This window comes from Comamonas sp. CMM02 (assembly GCF_014851485.1).
GTDB lineage: Bacteria > Pseudomonadota > Gammaproteobacteria > Burkholderiales > Burkholderiaceae_C > Comamonas > Comamonas avium.
In genome coordinates, this window is the sequence record NZ_JACUZW010000001.1 from 1,060,585 (window position 1) to 1,074,967 (window position 14,383).

General features: G+C 57.8%; 11 protein-coding genes. 8 read left to right on the top strand and 3 right to left on the bottom strand.

Annotation, left to right across the window (positions count from 1 at the left end; all coding sequences use genetic code 11):
- Nucleotides 1-413: 413 nt before the first annotated feature.
- Nucleotides 414-2,468, top strand: coding sequence for a TonB-dependent receptor (locus tag IB213_RS04820; RefSeq protein ID WP_370551172.1), 2,055 nt, complete (start codon nt 414-416; stop codon nt 2,466-2,468).
- Between the two features lie 94 nt (nt 2,469-2,562).
- Here the strand turns inward: IB213_RS04820 and IB213_RS04825 are convergent, their stop codons facing one another.
- The 3 genes from IB213_RS04825 to IB213_RS18365 form a co-directional block, all read right to left on the bottom strand.
- Nucleotides 2,563-4,422 carry a gamma-glutamyltransferase family protein gene (locus tag IB213_RS04825; RefSeq protein WP_192405564.1) on the bottom strand — a complete coding sequence of 620 codons (1,860 nt, stop codon included), beginning with the start codon at nt 4,420-4,422 and terminating at the stop codon, nt 2,563-2,565.
- Nucleotides 4,423-4,595: 173 nt separating this feature from the next.
- Nucleotides 4,596-5,834 (bottom strand): sodium/glutamate symporter, encoded by a 1,239-nt coding sequence (gltS, locus tag IB213_RS04830; RefSeq protein ID WP_191724639.1) that lies wholly within the window; start codon nt 5,832-5,834, stop codon nt 4,596-4,598.
- A 480-nt stretch (nt 5,835-6,314) separates the two neighbouring features.
- Nucleotides 6,315-7,847, bottom strand: coding sequence for a diguanylate cyclase domain-containing protein (locus IB213_RS18365; protein ID WP_192405565.1), 1,533 nt, complete (start codon nt 7,845-7,847; stop codon nt 6,315-6,317).
- Nucleotides 7,848-8,070: 223 nt separating this feature from the next.
- Between IB213_RS18365 and surE the strand changes: the two genes are divergently transcribed.
- From surE to ndk, 7 genes are all read left to right on the top strand, one after another.
- The gene (surE, locus tag IB213_RS04840; RefSeq protein ID WP_191724637.1) at nt 8,071-8,859 is read left to right on the top strand and encodes a 5'/3'-nucleotidase SurE; all 789 of its coding nucleotides are present in this window, start codon (nt 8,071-8,073) and stop codon (nt 8,857-8,859) included.
- Nucleotides 8,856-9,626, top strand: coding sequence for a protein-L-isoaspartate(D-aspartate) O-methyltransferase (locus IB213_RS04845; RefSeq protein ID WP_192405566.1), 771 nt, complete (start codon nt 8,856-8,858; stop codon nt 9,624-9,626). The genes surE and IB213_RS04845 overlap by 4 nt, the downstream gene beginning before the upstream one ends.
- Nucleotides 9,627-9,639: 13 nt before the next feature.
- Nucleotides 9,640-10,485, top strand: a complete 846-nt coding sequence (locus IB213_RS04850; RefSeq protein ID WP_192405567.1) for a peptidoglycan DD-metalloendopeptidase family protein — start codon at nt 9,640-9,642, stop codon at nt 10,483-10,485.
- A 90-nt stretch (nt 10,486-10,575) separates the two neighbouring features.
- On the top strand, nt 10,576-11,592 hold the full coding sequence (locus IB213_RS04855) for an RluA family pseudouridine synthase (RefSeq protein ID WP_370551166.1): 1,017 nt from the start codon (nt 10,576-10,578) through the stop codon (nt 11,590-11,592).
- 106 nt (nt 11,593-11,698) lie between these two features.
- On the top strand, nt 11,699-12,442 hold the full coding sequence (gene scpB / locus IB213_RS04860) for an SMC-Scp complex subunit ScpB (protein WP_192405568.1): 744 nt from the start codon (nt 11,699-11,701) through the stop codon (nt 12,440-12,442).
- A 77-nt stretch (nt 12,443-12,519) separates the two neighbouring features.
- A complete protein-coding gene (rluB, locus tag IB213_RS04865) occupies nt 12,520-13,785 on the top strand; it encodes a 23S rRNA pseudouridine(2605) synthase RluB (protein ID WP_191724633.1) in 1,266 nt (421 codons plus the stop codon).
- 109 nt (nt 13,786-13,894) lie between these two features.
- Nucleotides 13,895-14,320 carry a nucleoside-diphosphate kinase gene (gene ndk, locus IB213_RS04870; RefSeq protein ID WP_191724632.1) on the top strand — a complete coding sequence of 142 codons (426 nt, stop codon included), beginning with the start codon at nt 13,895-13,897 and terminating at the stop codon, nt 14,318-14,320.
- Nucleotides 14,321-14,383: the final 63 nt, after the last annotated feature.

The following is a 14,383-nucleotide window of genomic DNA, read 5'->3' on the forward strand; positions in this document are numbered from 1 at the left end:
GCGGTGCACAGCCCATCCAGACAACTGCAAGCCTGTTTGGGTCCGCCATGAACAGTTTAAGGATGCAAGCGCTATTTCAAGCGACGCGCCTTGCTCAAGGCGGCTGTGGCGGCCGCAGCCACCTGAGCGCTTTGCAGACATTTTTTAGGTCCTGGGATGGCGATGCAGCAATGGCCGGTGCTGCACAGCCACTACCTTCACCCAGGTGCTTGTGGCAGGAATGCCACGACTTTCAAACTTGACCAACATCAGATCTAATTAATACTGATTCTCATTTAGAATCTAGTTCTTTCATTTCAAGGGCTGTAAAAGCCCGGAGGGAGGGCGTGATGACGCGCAACAAACAAGTCCTGACTCGGGGCGCTGGCCAAGGTCAAGCCGGTGTGCTGAGGCCTGTGGTGGTGGCGGTGCTGATGCTGGGGGTGCAGTGCCTGGTTCAGGCGCAGGAGATGACGGAGCAAGAGGTTCAAGCACTGCCTGTCGTGCAGGTGAAGGCCTCGGAATACGATGCGGACGATGTGCGCCCAGAAGGTGTGACCACGGCGACCAAAACCTACATGGCGCCCAAAGACATTCCGCAGACCATCGATACGCTGGAAGTCAACAAATACAAGAGCTACGGCATCAATGACCTGTCCGTCATGCTCGATGGTGTTCCGGGCGTCAATACCACCTACGACATGCGTGGTGAAGGCGTGCTGATTCGCGGTTTCAGTGCGGATGCAGGGGACATTTACCGTGACGGTGTCCGTGAATCTGGGCAGGTGCGCCGCAGCACGGCCAACGTGGAGCGTATCGAGATACTGAAAGGTCCCGGCTCGGTGCTGTATGGCCGTGGCGGCGGTGGCGGCATCATCAACATGGTGAGCAAGCAGGCGCGCTTTGATGGCAAAAGCAGCGTGATGCTGCGCGGCGGTTCCTGGGAAAACGTGGGTGGAACCATTGATATCAACCATGTGATCAACCCCAACGTGGTGGTGCGTGTGACGGCGGATCGCGAGCAGGCGCACAGCTTTCGCAATGGCATTCGCAACAAGAACGAGATGATCTCGCCCAGCATCCTGATCAATATGCGTAACGGGCTGCGCTGGACGGGGCAGTACACCTATGACAGCGTCTGGCGCGTACCAGACCGCGGGCCAGCCTATGAGAACATGCCAGCCGGGGTCTCCATTCGCACGGGCTTTCAACATCCGGGCGACTATGTGCAAGACCAGTTGAAGGTGGCTCGCTCTGACCTGAGCTACGACTTCAATGACAAATGGAGCGTGCGCTGGGTGGCCAGCCAGCGCGAGGCCAATCAAGATTTTGACCACTACTTTGGGGGCACCTACAACGCCGCCACGGGTCTGATTCGGCCCAACTACGCATGGCAGGAGACCGTGAACCGCACCACTGCCAACACCGTAGATCTGACTGGCAAGTTCAATACGGGCAGCATCGGGCACGATCTGCTGGTGGGGGTGGAACTCAGCGAGGAGCTGCGTCGCCCCAAGGTGTATGGCACGGTGCCCGGCTCGTTCTCGTACGATCCGTTCAATCCGAATACAGGCGCATGGCCGGCACGACCAGCCCGGGTAGCTCCCACGCAGAACAATCGCCACGAGGGAGAAACCGAGGCGGTGTACCTGCAGGATTTGATCAGCCTGACAGAGCAGTGGAAAGTGCTGCTGGGCATGCGCCATGACCGGTTCAAGTTTCATTCCACCAACTACGTGACGGGGTTTGAGCGCGGTTACGAGGGCAGCTCCACCAGCCCCCGCGTGGGTGTGGTCTGGCAGCCTGTGCCTAGCCAGAGTCTGTACGCCTCGTACAGCAAGAGCTACTCGCCTTACGGCGGGCGCGGCACCATCTCGGTGGATACGTCGGCGACGGCGGTCTATGACGACCAGCCACAGCACTCTCGCCAGATTGAAGCGGGCCTCAAGAGCGACTGGTTCGATGGCGCCTTGTCCACACAAATGGCGGTTTATCAGCTGGAGCACTACAACATTCGCTACCGCCCCGATGCCACCAATCAGCCCACAATCTGGGCAATCCGTGGCAAGGAGCGTTCGCGGGGTGTCGAGCTGAGCGCTTCGGGCCGTCTGGCCACTAGCTGGTATGTCCGCGGCGGTGTGGGTTTCATGAGTGCCAAGGTGGTTGAAGACCAGCAGGCCCCTGCCAATGTCGGCCTGGATTTGCAAAACACGGCCAAGCGCAACGGCAATCTGTTTGTGCGCTATGCACCTGCCGGTCCGTGGTATGCAGAGGTGGGCGTGACCCATACCAGCGCGCGCTGGAGCAATGCGGCCAACACAGCACGCTTGCCGGGCTACACCCGCTGGGATGCGCTGGTAGGCTGGCGCGCAGCACCGTGGACGGTGACCATGGCGGTCTCCAATCTGCTGGACAAGGAGTACTGGCGCTCCAACGCCATGCCAGGCGCACCGCGCTCATTCCTGGTAAGTGCCAACTACCAGTTCTGACGCAAGGCGGCCTCAGGCCGGCAAGCCTGAGCGAAAAAAAGCCTGACAGCGTGAAGCTGTCAGGCTTTTTTATGGGCTTTGGCGTGCTGTGCGCTCAATCTCCCATCACCACGCCTTCACGGCGTGGATCAGCACCGCCAAACCAAAATACTTTGCCGTGGGCTTCACCGCGTGTAATGGCTTGCAGGCCACTGGTCAGATCTTGCTCTTTGACCTCGGCGCCACGGGCCTTCAAGGCCTCAACGGTGGATGCCGGGAAGCGTTTGGCCTCCAGCAGCGTGGGTCCGTTCAAGCTGCTGAAATTGGGCAGATTGATGGCTTGCTGCGGCGTCAAACCCCAGTCCAGCACCCCTTGCAAAGTTTTGGCTGTGTAGTGAATGATCTGTGCGCCGCCAGGGCTGCCGGCACTCATGATGACGTTGCCCGTTGCCTTGTCAAACACCAGTGTGGGGGCCATGGATGAGCGAGGGCGTTTGCCGGGCTCGACCCGATTGGCAATGGGCTGTCCGTCAGCGGCTTTCGGGGCCATGCTGAAGTCCGTCAACTCATTGTTGAGCAAAAAGCCCTTGACCATCTGGCGGCTGCCAAACTGGTCTTCAATGGTGGTGGTCATGGCCAGTGCGTTGCCAAAGGCATCCACGATGCTGATGTGGCTGGTGCCGTATTCGATCTGCTCGGGCATCGGGGCTTGGCTGACCTTGAACTTGGCGGGGTTGCCCGCCTGTGCCACCTTCATGCTTTGCTGGCCAATCAGGCTGGAGCGTTCTTTCAGATAGCGGTGGTCCAGCAGGTTCATCCAGCTGTTGCCGGGGGCCTGAACAAAATCGGGGTCAGCCACGTAGAGTGCGCGATCGGCAAATGCCAGGCGGGATGCCTCGGTGTAAAAGTGCAGCCAGTCTGCCGTGGGCAGACCGTCTTGTCCCAGCGGCATTTGTGCAGCTGGGGTGTGGCCCAAGATGCCCAGAATTTGGCCAATGGCAATCGCGCCTGAGCTGGGGGGCGGGAAGCCGCACACCTGGTAACTGCGCACGGGCATGCCTTGTGTGGCTGGCAGGTTCCAGTCGTAGCACAGTGCTGCCCGTTTCTTGGGTTGGTAATTGGCCAGATCCTGGGTCGACAGAACCCCCGGGTTGGTGGGGTGGCTGCGTACTTTTTGCACAATGGCCTGCGCCACTTCCCCTTCGTGCAGGGCCTTGCTGCCTTGCTTGGCAATGGCGCGCAGCACCTGGGCGTATTCGGGGTTTTTCAGCACTGCGCCTACAGGCAAAGGTTTGCCATCAGCACCAAAGAAATAAGCGCGGGCAACGGGATCGCTGGCCAGAAACTTTTCATTGGACAGCAAGCTGTTGAGGCGCGGGCTCACTTTGAAGCCTTGATCGGCCAGCCTGATAGCGGGCTCAAACAGGGCGGCCCATGGCAGTTTGCCGTGCTCCTTGTGTGCCAGCTCCAGCATGCGCACCGCCCCTGGGGTGCCGACGGAGCGGCCACCTACGACAGCGTCATGAAAGGCCATGGGTTTGCCATCGGCCTTCAGGAAAAGGTTTTCGGTGGCGGCTGCCGGTGCGGTTTCGCGTCCGTCATAAGCTTCCACCTTGCTGCCCGCAGCGTGCAGCAAAAAAGCGCCTCCACCGATACCGCTCGATTGAGGCTCTACCAAGCCCAGCACCATTTGCACGGCAATGGCGGCATCCATGGCGCTGCCTCCTGCCTTGAGGACTTGATAGCCTGCATCGGTGGCCAGCGGATTGGCGGCAGCCACAGCAAATTTTTCAGTGGCCCAGCCTGGTTTTTCGGTGTAGCCCGAGCTGCCTTCAGGCTGGTCTGGAACCTGGTAGGCCAAACGTTTTTCAGCCGTCTCAGGTGCAGAGCTGCACGCAGCCAGCAAGGCTGCAGAAACAACAACGCCCAGCACAGTGGCTGGGCGGCAAAGCAGTTGGGCGTTGGCGTCACGCATGGGGCAGTCTCCTTGTCGAGTGAATGCCCCAGTGTGCGTTAAAACTGCCGGGTTGTTTGTAGGTCTGCCCCGCAGCTGCCTATTTAGTACCCTTCACCCCCTTCAAATGCCTGGTTGCGCTGCTTTGTGTTCAGCGTAAACTTTTGGATTGTCTGAAGGTGGGTAGACAGCCTTTAGCGCACCAAGTTGATGGATGCCTGAATCAAGAAGGCGTTGACGATATCAATGAAGAAGGCGCCCACCAGCGGCACGATCAGGAACGCCTTGTGCGAAGGACCGTACTGGTTGGTAATGGCCTGCATGTTGGCAATGGCGGTGGGGGTGGAGCCCATGCCAAAGCCGACTTGACCTGCGGCCAGCAGTGCGGCGTCGTAATCTTTGCCCATGGCACGGAATGTGATCCAGTAGGCAAACAGCGCCATGGTCACGGTTTGTGCAAGCATGATGATCATCAGTGGGCCAGCCAGATCTGCCAGTTCCCACAGGCGCATCGACAGCAGGGCGATGGCCAGGTAGATAGACAGGGCCGCATTGCCAAATACGTCGATGGCACGGTCAAACACCTTGAAGCCAAAGATGTAATCCAGGATATTGCGGATCAGAACGCCAGCGCCCAGGCACCACACAAAGGTGGGCAGCTGAAACGAGGAATCCTTGGTCAGGTTGGACATCAACTCGCCAAATGCCAAGCAACCTGCAAACAGTGCCATGGTTTCGATGGCAGCGTCGGAGGTGATCAGGCGGGGGGCTTTGGACGGAGCCTCAAATGCAAAGGCATCCAGGTTCTCGGCCACCGGAGGCAAATCGCTGCGGGTTTGCTCGCTCAGGCTGCGGGGTTTGGCCAGCTTGTAACGGCTCACCAAGCGCTTGGCCAGAGGGCCGCCCATGATGCTGCCAATCACCAGGCCACAGGTAGCGCAGGCAATGCCCAGCGTGGTGGCGCCGGTCAAGCCATATTGTTGCTCCAGCACGGTACCCCAGGCACCGGCAGTGCCGTGTCCACCAACCAGGGTGATGGAGCCAGCCACCACACCAATCAATGGGTCCAGTCCCAGTGCAGCGGCCAAGCCCATGCCCACACCGTTTTGCACCACGATGAAGCCGGAGATGACCAGCAAGAACACCACCAGGCCCAGCCCACCTTCACGCAGTTTGGCGAAGTTGGCGCTCAAGCCGATGGACGAGAAAAACACCAGCATGAAGGCGGTCTGCAGGCTGCTGTCAAAAGCAAACGTCCAGCCTGCGATCTGATTCATGGTCAGAATGCCGGCCGCAACCACCAAGCCCCCAGCTACAGGCTCTGGAATATTGAATTCGCGCAGAAAGCGCACGCGAGAAACCAGTAGCTTGCCCAGCAGCAAAACCAGGACAGCCATGATGAGCGTGTAGTACGCACTGAAAGTGATATGCATGAAAGAGATCTTTCATTGAAAAGCAGCAAAGCAACGATCCATGCGCGGGCCACAGCTGGCGCATGGAGAAAAGCGCTGACGGTTGAGGGTCAAAGACTCGTAGGTACCAGATATGAGAAAAATTAATCTCTATTGCTATATTTAAAATAGCTATAAGCGCCTATGAATAAAGCGCTATCTGGCATAAATCTTTATTTTTTGAAAAATCTATTTATGAGTTTTCGGAATGTGATACCTGTGCACTAAAACGGCACAGGTTCATGCGCGCAAACTATGCATCAATGTGTGCGTTAGCGCTTGCTGTCGCGATTTTCCCTTTTGGGTGCTATCGGTTTACTTGAATTGCATTTGCAAAATGTGATAGGGGTCTTGTGCAAGACCTCTTGCTCCAAATTGGGGCGTGCGCGCAGGCAGATGCGCAGGTCGGTGTGCAGCCGTGGTGCCCTGTTGGCAGCACCACGGCGCTGGATGGCCAAACCTTCAGGACAAAGCCACGCGGCCCATGCCCATGTGCTGTGCCTGCTCGCAAGCGTGTGCTGCGCGGGCCAGGGCTTGAGCGGGGGTGTCGAGGTCATTCAAGGCAATCACCCCGGCACTGAAGCTCAATGTCCAGCGCCGGTCGGCATGCAGCAAAGGGCGTTCGCTGATGGCCGCTTGCAGGCGCGCCAGGGCCTGTGCCGCCTGCGCAGGCTTGGTGCCCGGAAATAGCACGGAAAACTGGGTTGGGCTGGTGCGGCCTGCCGCATCTTGTGGGCGCAGCGTGCTGCGAATCAGCCGCGCCATGTGAATGAGTGCGGCCGAAACGGCGGTAGGGCCTGCCTCTGCTTCGATGGCAGCCAGGTGGTCCACCTGCAGTGTGGACAGGCTGATCGGCTGCGTTTGGCGGTGACTGCGCGCGGCCTCGCTCATCAAGGCATCGTGAAAGCCCAGCAGGTTCAAGGTCCCGGTTTCGGGATCATGGCGGGTGCTGTCTTCGATATGCGACAGGCTGATGGCCAACTCTTCAATGGTGTGCTCCTGTGCTTCGGTTTGCTCACGCAGGTCAGCAAGCTGCGCTTGCACCAGGCGGTTTTCGGTTGCAAGGGCGCTGCCGGATTGAACGACCGATTGAAGAACCATCGCCAGATCGCCCAAATCTTGCGCCTGCTGAATGCGCTCTGCGCAGTCGTGCAGTTCGTGGGCGTGGTGCTCGCTGAGTTTGCCCAGGCTGGCCATTTGGTGGGTGTGTTCCGCCAGCAGGTCTTTGAGCTGCTGGTGAGCCTCGTTGCGGTGGCCGTCAATTTCAAGGTGGCGAAACAGCAGGCTTTTCAGGTGCGCCTGCATGGCGTCCAGCTGGCGCAATGTCCAGGGTTTTTCCATGGCGCTCGATAAGGCCTGGGCCTGTTTTTGCAGGGGCCCGTCGTGCGAGGCAATAGAGACGATGTGTTCGCCCACCATGCGCAGCAGCGCATGAATGCTGAGGCGGCGCTGCGCCTGGTCTTCCGCGGTGAAAGACAGGCGGTAGCTGTAGTTGCTGAGCAACTGCTCCAGCGCGGCAACTGGTGGCGCATCTTTTTGCAAAAAGCTCACCAGTTGCTGAGACAGCTCGTACATGCGTTCATCTTCTTCGCCAAACGCAGAGATGATGGTTTCAATCAGGCGCACCAATTGATGGGCCAGATTCGGAGGCAATACATCAATCGTTTGCGGCAAGAGGTCGGGCGGCGCTAGCGGGGGGGCGCTGGTGTTGACATCCAGTTTGGCAAAATCTGCAATGGCACTTTGCAGGGCGGTCCAGTCTTCGTCTTCGATGGCCTGTGAGAAATTTCTGGTGATGCGTTTCTGCGCCGGTGTCTGGCTGGGTAAAACGGTGGCAATGCGACGCAGCGGTGCTTTGGGGAATGGGATGTGCGGCAGCAGCCCTGCCACTTCTTCGTAAATGGCCTGATAGTTTTCGGGGGTTGGCTGCAGGCGGCGTGCTGCGAGCAGCTTTAATGTGTCGCGAGCGAAATCAGCAGGAGAGCGTTCAGCCACAGGCTTGCTTTCGAATTTTGAAGATTCTGCGAGTGTCGCAGAGGCGCCGTGTGTTTGTTAGGTGGTGAAAGAGCGTAGCCATTAAATTGCGCAAGCGTGTCGATGAATGCGGGCATTGCGCGTTAATGAGGTGTTCTGCGGCTGCTTTGTGCGTGCGTCTGCAGATACTCTGATGGCGATTGGCTTTGTGCCACCTACAATCGGCATAACCTGTTTAGAGCCCATGAAGATTCTCATTTCCAACGACGACGGTTATCAGGCGCCCGGAATCGTCGCGCTGCACGATGCCTTGGCTTCCATTGATGGTGTGGAAGTCGAGGTGGTTGCCCCTGAGCACAACAACAGTGCAAAGTCCAACGCCTTGACTTTGCACTCACCTTTGTATGTACAGCGCGCAGCCAATGGTTTCCGCTATGTAAATGGTACGCCTGCAGATTGCGTGCACATTGCCATGACCGGTCTGCTCGGGTATCGCCCTGACTTGCTGGTTTCCGGGATCAACAATGGTGCGAACATGGGGGACGACACCATTTATTCGGGCACCGTCGGCGCTGCCATGGAGGGTTATCTATTTGGGGTGCCTGCCATTGCGTTCTCGCAGGTGGAGCGTGACTGGGGCGAGCTGGCCTCAGCAGCGCAAAAAGCCAAACAGCTGGTGCAGCAGATGCGTCAGCAGCAATTGGTTGGCAACGCGCCCTGGCTGCTCAATGTGAATATTCCCAATTTGCCGCTGCAGCAGATGGGCTCAGTCAAGCTTTGTCGCCTGGGACGTCGCCATTCCGCAGAACCTGTGATCACGCAAATTAGCCCGCGGGGGGAGACCATGTACTGGATTGGCAGCGCTGGTGCCGCCAAGGATGAATCGGAAGGCACAGACTTTCATGCAACAGCCCATGGCCATGTGGCCATCACACCTTTGAAGGTTGATCTGACAGACCACGATCATCTGGTTTACTGGGCGCAGACAGCATCCCGGCTGGACATGGCCGTCAGTGCGCAGGAGGCGGCATGAATCAGCCCAAGCGTCCCGGGTTTCCTGCATGGATCGCCACTTCTGCCGCACCGAAAACGGTGAATGCACGGGCGGTGGCAACAGCGCCGGCCATGGCCCCTGTAGGGCTGGGGCTGGACTCGGCAGCCGTGCGCATGCGAATGGTGCAGCGTCTGGCCGCCTCTGGTATTCAATCTCCGAACGTGTTGGGTGCGCTAGGGCGTGTAGAGCGCCATTTGTTTGTAGATAGTGCGCTGGTCAATCAGGCCTACGAAGACACCAGCCTGCCCATTGGCCTGCAGCAGACCATCTCCAAGCCCAGCGTGGTTGCCCGCATGATTGAGTTGCTGGAAGGTGCCGAATGCGTGCGGAGTTCGGGCAGTTTGGGGCGGATTTTGGAAATAGGTACAGGCTGTGGCTATCAAGCAGCGGTGCTTTCCTGTGTGGCAAAACAGGTGTATTCGATTGAGCGCTTGCGTGGTTTGCATGAAAAAGCACGGAACAATTTGCGCGCTTTAAGGCTCACTAATGTGCAGCTTTTGTTTGGTGACGGAATGTTAGGTTACGCGCAAGGCGGGCCTTATGCAGGCATCATTTCGGCAGCCGGGGGGGAAGCAATTCCTAAAGCGTGGCTAGATCAATTGGTTGTGGGTGGGCGTCTGGTGGCCCCCACGGTAAGAAGTACGGGACAGCAAGCTTTGTTGGTGGTGGATAAAACCCCTCACGGATTTACAGAATCTGTGCTCGAAGCTGTGCACTTTGTTCCCCTAAAATCTGGGATTGCCTGAAAGGGAAATAAATATGTTGTTATCGCGAGGCCTTGGAACGTTGGGCACAGTACTGGTGGTTGGTGGTTTGCTGGCTGGTTGTGCACAGGTGAACAAGGCTCCGGTGGAGGATCGAGGTGGCTGGGGCTCCAAGTCCAGTACACAGGTAGACCCTGCTAAGTTGCCAGGCGCTGAAAATGCGGGCAAGCCGGGTTATTACACCGTCCAGCCTGGAGACACTCTGATTCGCATCGGTTTGGAGCATGGTCAAAGCTGGAAAGATATTGCGCGCTGGAGCGGTCTTACCAATCCAGATCTGATCGAGGTCGGTCAGGTCGTGCGCGTGGTGCCGCCGGGTGCCGAAGCCGAGGGCGCGCGTCCTGTGGCTTCAACTTCAGTGCAGCCAGTTGTTTTGCCGCCGGCTGGCAGCACTAGCACGGCGCCTGCTGCGACAGCACCGGCTGCGGTTGCTCCTGTCGATACGACCAAGGCAACCGCTGGCGGTGATGCCAGCGGGCTGGCTTTTATCTGGCCTGCATCGGGAGCAGTGATTGCTGGCTTTAACGAGGCGACGAATAAAGGTGTGGACATTGCTGGCAAGGCCGGTGACCCTATCTTGGCAGTGGCCGATGGCCGTGTGGTGTATGCCGGCGCAGGTTTGCGCGGGTACGGCCACCTTGTCATCTTGAAGCACAACAACACCTATTTGACTGCGTATGCCCATAACCAGAAGTTGCTGGTCAAAGAAGATCAGAATGTGAAGAAGGGGCAGAAGATTGCTGAGATGGGAAGCACGGATGCTGACCGGGTGAAACTTCATTTTGAAGTGCGTCGCCAAGGAAAGCCCGTAGATCCATCGCGCTACTTGCCAGCGCGTTAATGCGCTGACAGGCAGGTGTCTGCTGGTGAAATGCCCGGTGCGATCCACCGGGCATTTTTATTGGAATGTTGTTTGGAATTAGGAATTTGTGTGAGCGAAAGATCATTGCCACTAGCGCAAGACGGAGCACTTGAGTCAGATGATGCCGTAGAGCTTGGCATCTCTTTGGCTGAAGTAGAGCTGCGTTCGTTCACCGTGGAGATGCCCCAGCATGGCGTGCGCCTGGATAAGGCGCTGTCTGACTTGGTGTCAGAGTTTTCGCGCAGCTATTTGCAGCAACTGCTGGAGCAAGGTGCAGTGCAGTTGAATCAAAAAACTGCGACCAAAGCATCCGTCAAGGTCAAGCTGGGTGATGTCATTGGCATTGAAATGCGGCCGACAGCGCAAAGCCAGTCGTTCAAGCCTGAGGCGATGGAGCTGGATGTGGTCTACGAAGATGCACACCTGCTGGTGGTCAATAAGCCTGCGGGCCTGGTGGTGCACCCGGCGCCAGGCAACTGGAGCGGCACTTTGCTCAATGGTTTGCTGGCTCATCACGCAGGTGCTGCCATGGTGCCTCGTGCAGGGATCGTTCATCGGCTGGACAAGGACACCAGTGGCTTGATGATGGTGGCCAAAGACAGGTCAACCATGGATGCCTTGGTGGCATTGATTGCGCGCCGCGATGTCAGTCGCCGCTATCTGGCTTTGGCGCACAAGCCCTGGAAAGGCGCAGAGCTGCAAAAAGTCGATGCGCCTATTGGCCGCGATCCGCGAAATCGTTTGCGCATGGCGGTGGTAGATCTGGCGCAGCATGCAGGCAAAGAAGCCAGAACCGACATTACTTGCTGGGACACCACGACCGAGCATTGTCTGGTGCATTGCAAGCTGCACACAGGGCGAACCCATCAAATTCGGGTGCACATGCTTTTGCTGGGTCATCCGCTGGTTGCTGATGTACTGTACGCAGGCGCCCAAGCCGGTGGGATGCAGCGCCAGGCATTGCACGCATTCCGTCTGGCCTTTGTCCATCCAGTCACGGGTGAGAGTCTGGAGCTGGCAGCAGAGCCACCTGCAGATTTCCTTGCGGCAGTCGAGCAATTGGGCCTGCGCTACAATCCCCGCTGAATTTAAAGGCAGGCCTTGTGCTTGCCTATATCGTTGGTGTACTTGCCCGTGAGGGTCCAGTTCATCTGTCTTTACCCTTTCCTCACGCGAGGCTTGCGTCTAAACCATGAATTCGGTTGATGCCAAACGGGTCCTGGAAACCGCTTTGATCTGCGCACAGCAGCCACTGCCGCTGAGGGAGCTGCGCGCCTTGTTCGATGGAAATCTGGGGGCCGATACGCTCAAAGATCTGCTTTTGTCTTTGCAGCACGAGTGGGCCGGCAAAGGGGTGGAACTGGTACAGGTTGCATCGGGCTGGCGTTTTCAAAGTCGCCCTGAAATGCGTGGCTACCTTGATAAATTGCACCCGGAAAAACCTCCGCGATACAGCCGTGCTGTCTTGGAGACGTTGGCCATCATTGCCTACCGTCAACCCGTGACGCGTGGTGATATTGAGGACATCCGCGGGGTGACTGTCAATAGTTTGATCATCAAGCAGCTGGAAGACCGGGGATGGGTGGAAGAGATCGGTCACCGAGAAACGGTTGGGCGCCCAGCTTTGCTGGCCACCACAAGGCAGTTTCTGGATGACTTGGGGCTGAAGTCGCTGGACGAGCTTCCGATGCTGGACGAGCCTGAGTCCCAGGCCTCTCTGTTTAAGGCGCTTGATGAGGCGGAAGGTGGCTCTGACATGCCCCCTTCTGCGCATTCTGCTGATGAAGAAGCCTCTGTCGTGGTCGAAGGTGACCTGTTTGCAGAGCCTGTCCTGCCGATGGACGAGGTTTTCATGCCTGTTGAAGCCTTGCCAGAGACTTCGCTAGCCGATGTGGCGCTGGATGCCACTGAAGCTGAAGAACTCCATAAAGCTTAAGTGCTTGGCGTACATCGCCTAATTTGAATACAAGCGTCTTGCCGATAGTTGAATGGGCTGGCGCAGAAACGGAAATCATGACTAAAGAACACAAGCCCGCTCATCGTGCACCACGCAGTGCCGATCGCAAGCCGCAGGCTAGCCGCGCACCAGCGACGGCTGCAAAACCTCTCGAGCAGCCCGCACAAGCTCAAGACATGCTGGATTTGCTCATCAGTGCAGAGCAAGGCTATGACTTTGACTCGGTGATCTCGGGCGAGCTGGATGCCGCACAAGAGTTGCCAGAGGCTGCAAGTGAAAAGCGTGTTCTCAAGCCTGAAATGGAGTCTCCCAAGCTGCACAAGGTGCTGGCGCAGGCGGGTCTGGGTTCGCGGTTGGAGATGGAGCGCTTGATTACGAGCGGCCGTATTACAGTCAATGGAGAGCCTGCACACGTGGGCCAGCGCATTCAGCTGGGTGACAACATCAAGGTGGATGGAAAGCCGGTCAAGGTGCGAATTGATCCGCCCGCTGTTCGCGTGCTGGCGTACCACAAGCCTGCCGGTGAAGTGGTGACCTTGGACGATCCGCAGAATCGCCCAACGGTGTTTCGCCGGTTGCCTAAGCTGCATAACGGCAAGTGGCAGTCGGTGGGGCGCTTGGACTTGAATACCGAAGGTTTGCTGCTGTTTACCAGCTCGGGCACTTTGGCTAATAACCTGATGCATCCCCGCTTTGGTCTGGAGCGTGAGTACGCAGTACGCGTGCTGGGTGCTTTGACCAAGGAAGAAAAACAACTGCTGACAACGGGCGTGCAGCTCGAGGATGGCGAAGCATCATTTGGCTCGATCGAAGACGGTGGTGGCGAAGGCGCCAACGTCTGGTATCGCGTGACGATCTCTGAAGGCCGTAACCGCGAAGTGCGTCGCATGTTCGAGTCGGTCGGGCGTGCAGTCAGCCGGTTGATCCGCATTCGTTATGGCGCCATGCAGCTGCCCCGTGGTTTGCGCCGCGGCGCATGGATGGAGCTGGATGAGCGTGATGTGCAAAGCCTGATTCAGGCCTCGGGCGTGGCCATGCCGCAAACCCGCAAACCAGCCGCGCAGCCCAATGTGCGTCGTGAGTCTGATCGCGCGGGCTCACGTGCCAAGGCGCGTGTGACTGCATCTGCCGAGGCGCGTGAGTTGCGCGCTCGCCGTGGGGCCAAGTCGGCACCCAAGCGCACCAGCAACAACAACTACCAGTTGCCTAGCGCTCAGCCAGATCCGATGAAAACATCGGTGGGCTATATCGGCCACGACAGTCTGTCGCGCGCTCGTGCTGAGCAAAAGCGCAAGCCAGGTGGCCGTCGCTCAGGTCGATAACCTGTCGCGGCGCTTTTCAATCAGTTTTTTAGGGTTGGCGGCGCCCCGTTAGAATTAAGGGTTTTGCCGAGTCGGCAAAAAATTTATCCCATTTCACTAGGAATACCCAATGGCAATCGAACGCACTCTCTCCATCATCAAGCCTGACGCAGTTGCAAAGAACGTGATCGGTCAGATCTACAGCCGTTTTGAAACTGCAGGCCTGAAGATTGCTGCAGCCAAGCTGGTGCACCTGTCGCGCGCTGATGCTGAGCAGTTCTATGCTGTTCACGCTGCACGTCCTTTCTTCAAGGACCTGGTTGAATTCATGATCTCCGGCCCTGTGATGATCACAGCTCTGGAAGGCGAAAACGCTATCTTGAAGAACCGCGAACTGATGGGCGCTACCGATCCTAAGAAGGCTGAAGCCGGCACCATCCGCGCTGACTTCGCTGACAGCATTGATGCCAACGCTGTGCACGGTTCCGACGCTGCTGAAACTGCAGCTGTTGAAATCGCTTTCTTCTTCCCTGGCATGAACGTCTACGCACGTTAATTCCATGAATCCCATGCTGGCCGTGCTTGCTGTGACGGCGGCACTCCACGCATGGGAGTGCTG

Bases quoted from the DNA above. Each gene is read 5' to 3' on its own strand.
- IB213_RS04820 (WP_370551172.1), top strand. From the start codon at position 414: ATGCTGGGGGTGCAGTGCCTGGTTCAGGCGCAGGAGATGACGGAGCAA.
- IB213_RS04825 (WP_192405564.1), bottom strand. From the start codon at position 4,422: ATGCGTGACGCCAACGCCCAACTGCTTTGCCGCCCAGCCACTGTGCTG.
- gltS (WP_191724639.1), bottom strand. From the start codon at position 5,834: ATGCATATCACTTTCAGTGCGTACTACACGCTCATCATGGCTGTCCTG.
- surE (WP_191724637.1), top strand. From the start codon at position 8,071: ATGAAGATTCTCATTTCCAACGACGACGGTTATCAGGCGCCCGGAATC.
- IB213_RS04845 (WP_192405566.1), top strand. From the start codon at position 8,856: ATGAATCAGCCCAAGCGTCCCGGGTTTCCTGCATGGATCGCCACTTCT.
- IB213_RS04850 (WP_192405567.1), top strand. From the start codon at position 9,640: ATGTTGTTATCGCGAGGCCTTGGAACGTTGGGCACAGTACTGGTGGTT.
- scpB (WP_192405568.1), top strand. From the start codon at position 11,699: ATGAATTCGGTTGATGCCAAACGGGTCCTGGAAACCGCTTTGATCTGC.
- rluB (WP_191724633.1), top strand. From the start codon at position 12,520: ATGACTAAAGAACACAAGCCCGCTCATCGTGCACCACGCAGTGCCGAT.
- ndk (WP_191724632.1), top strand. From the start codon at position 13,895: ATGGCAATCGAACGCACTCTCTCCATCATCAAGCCTGACGCAGTTGCA.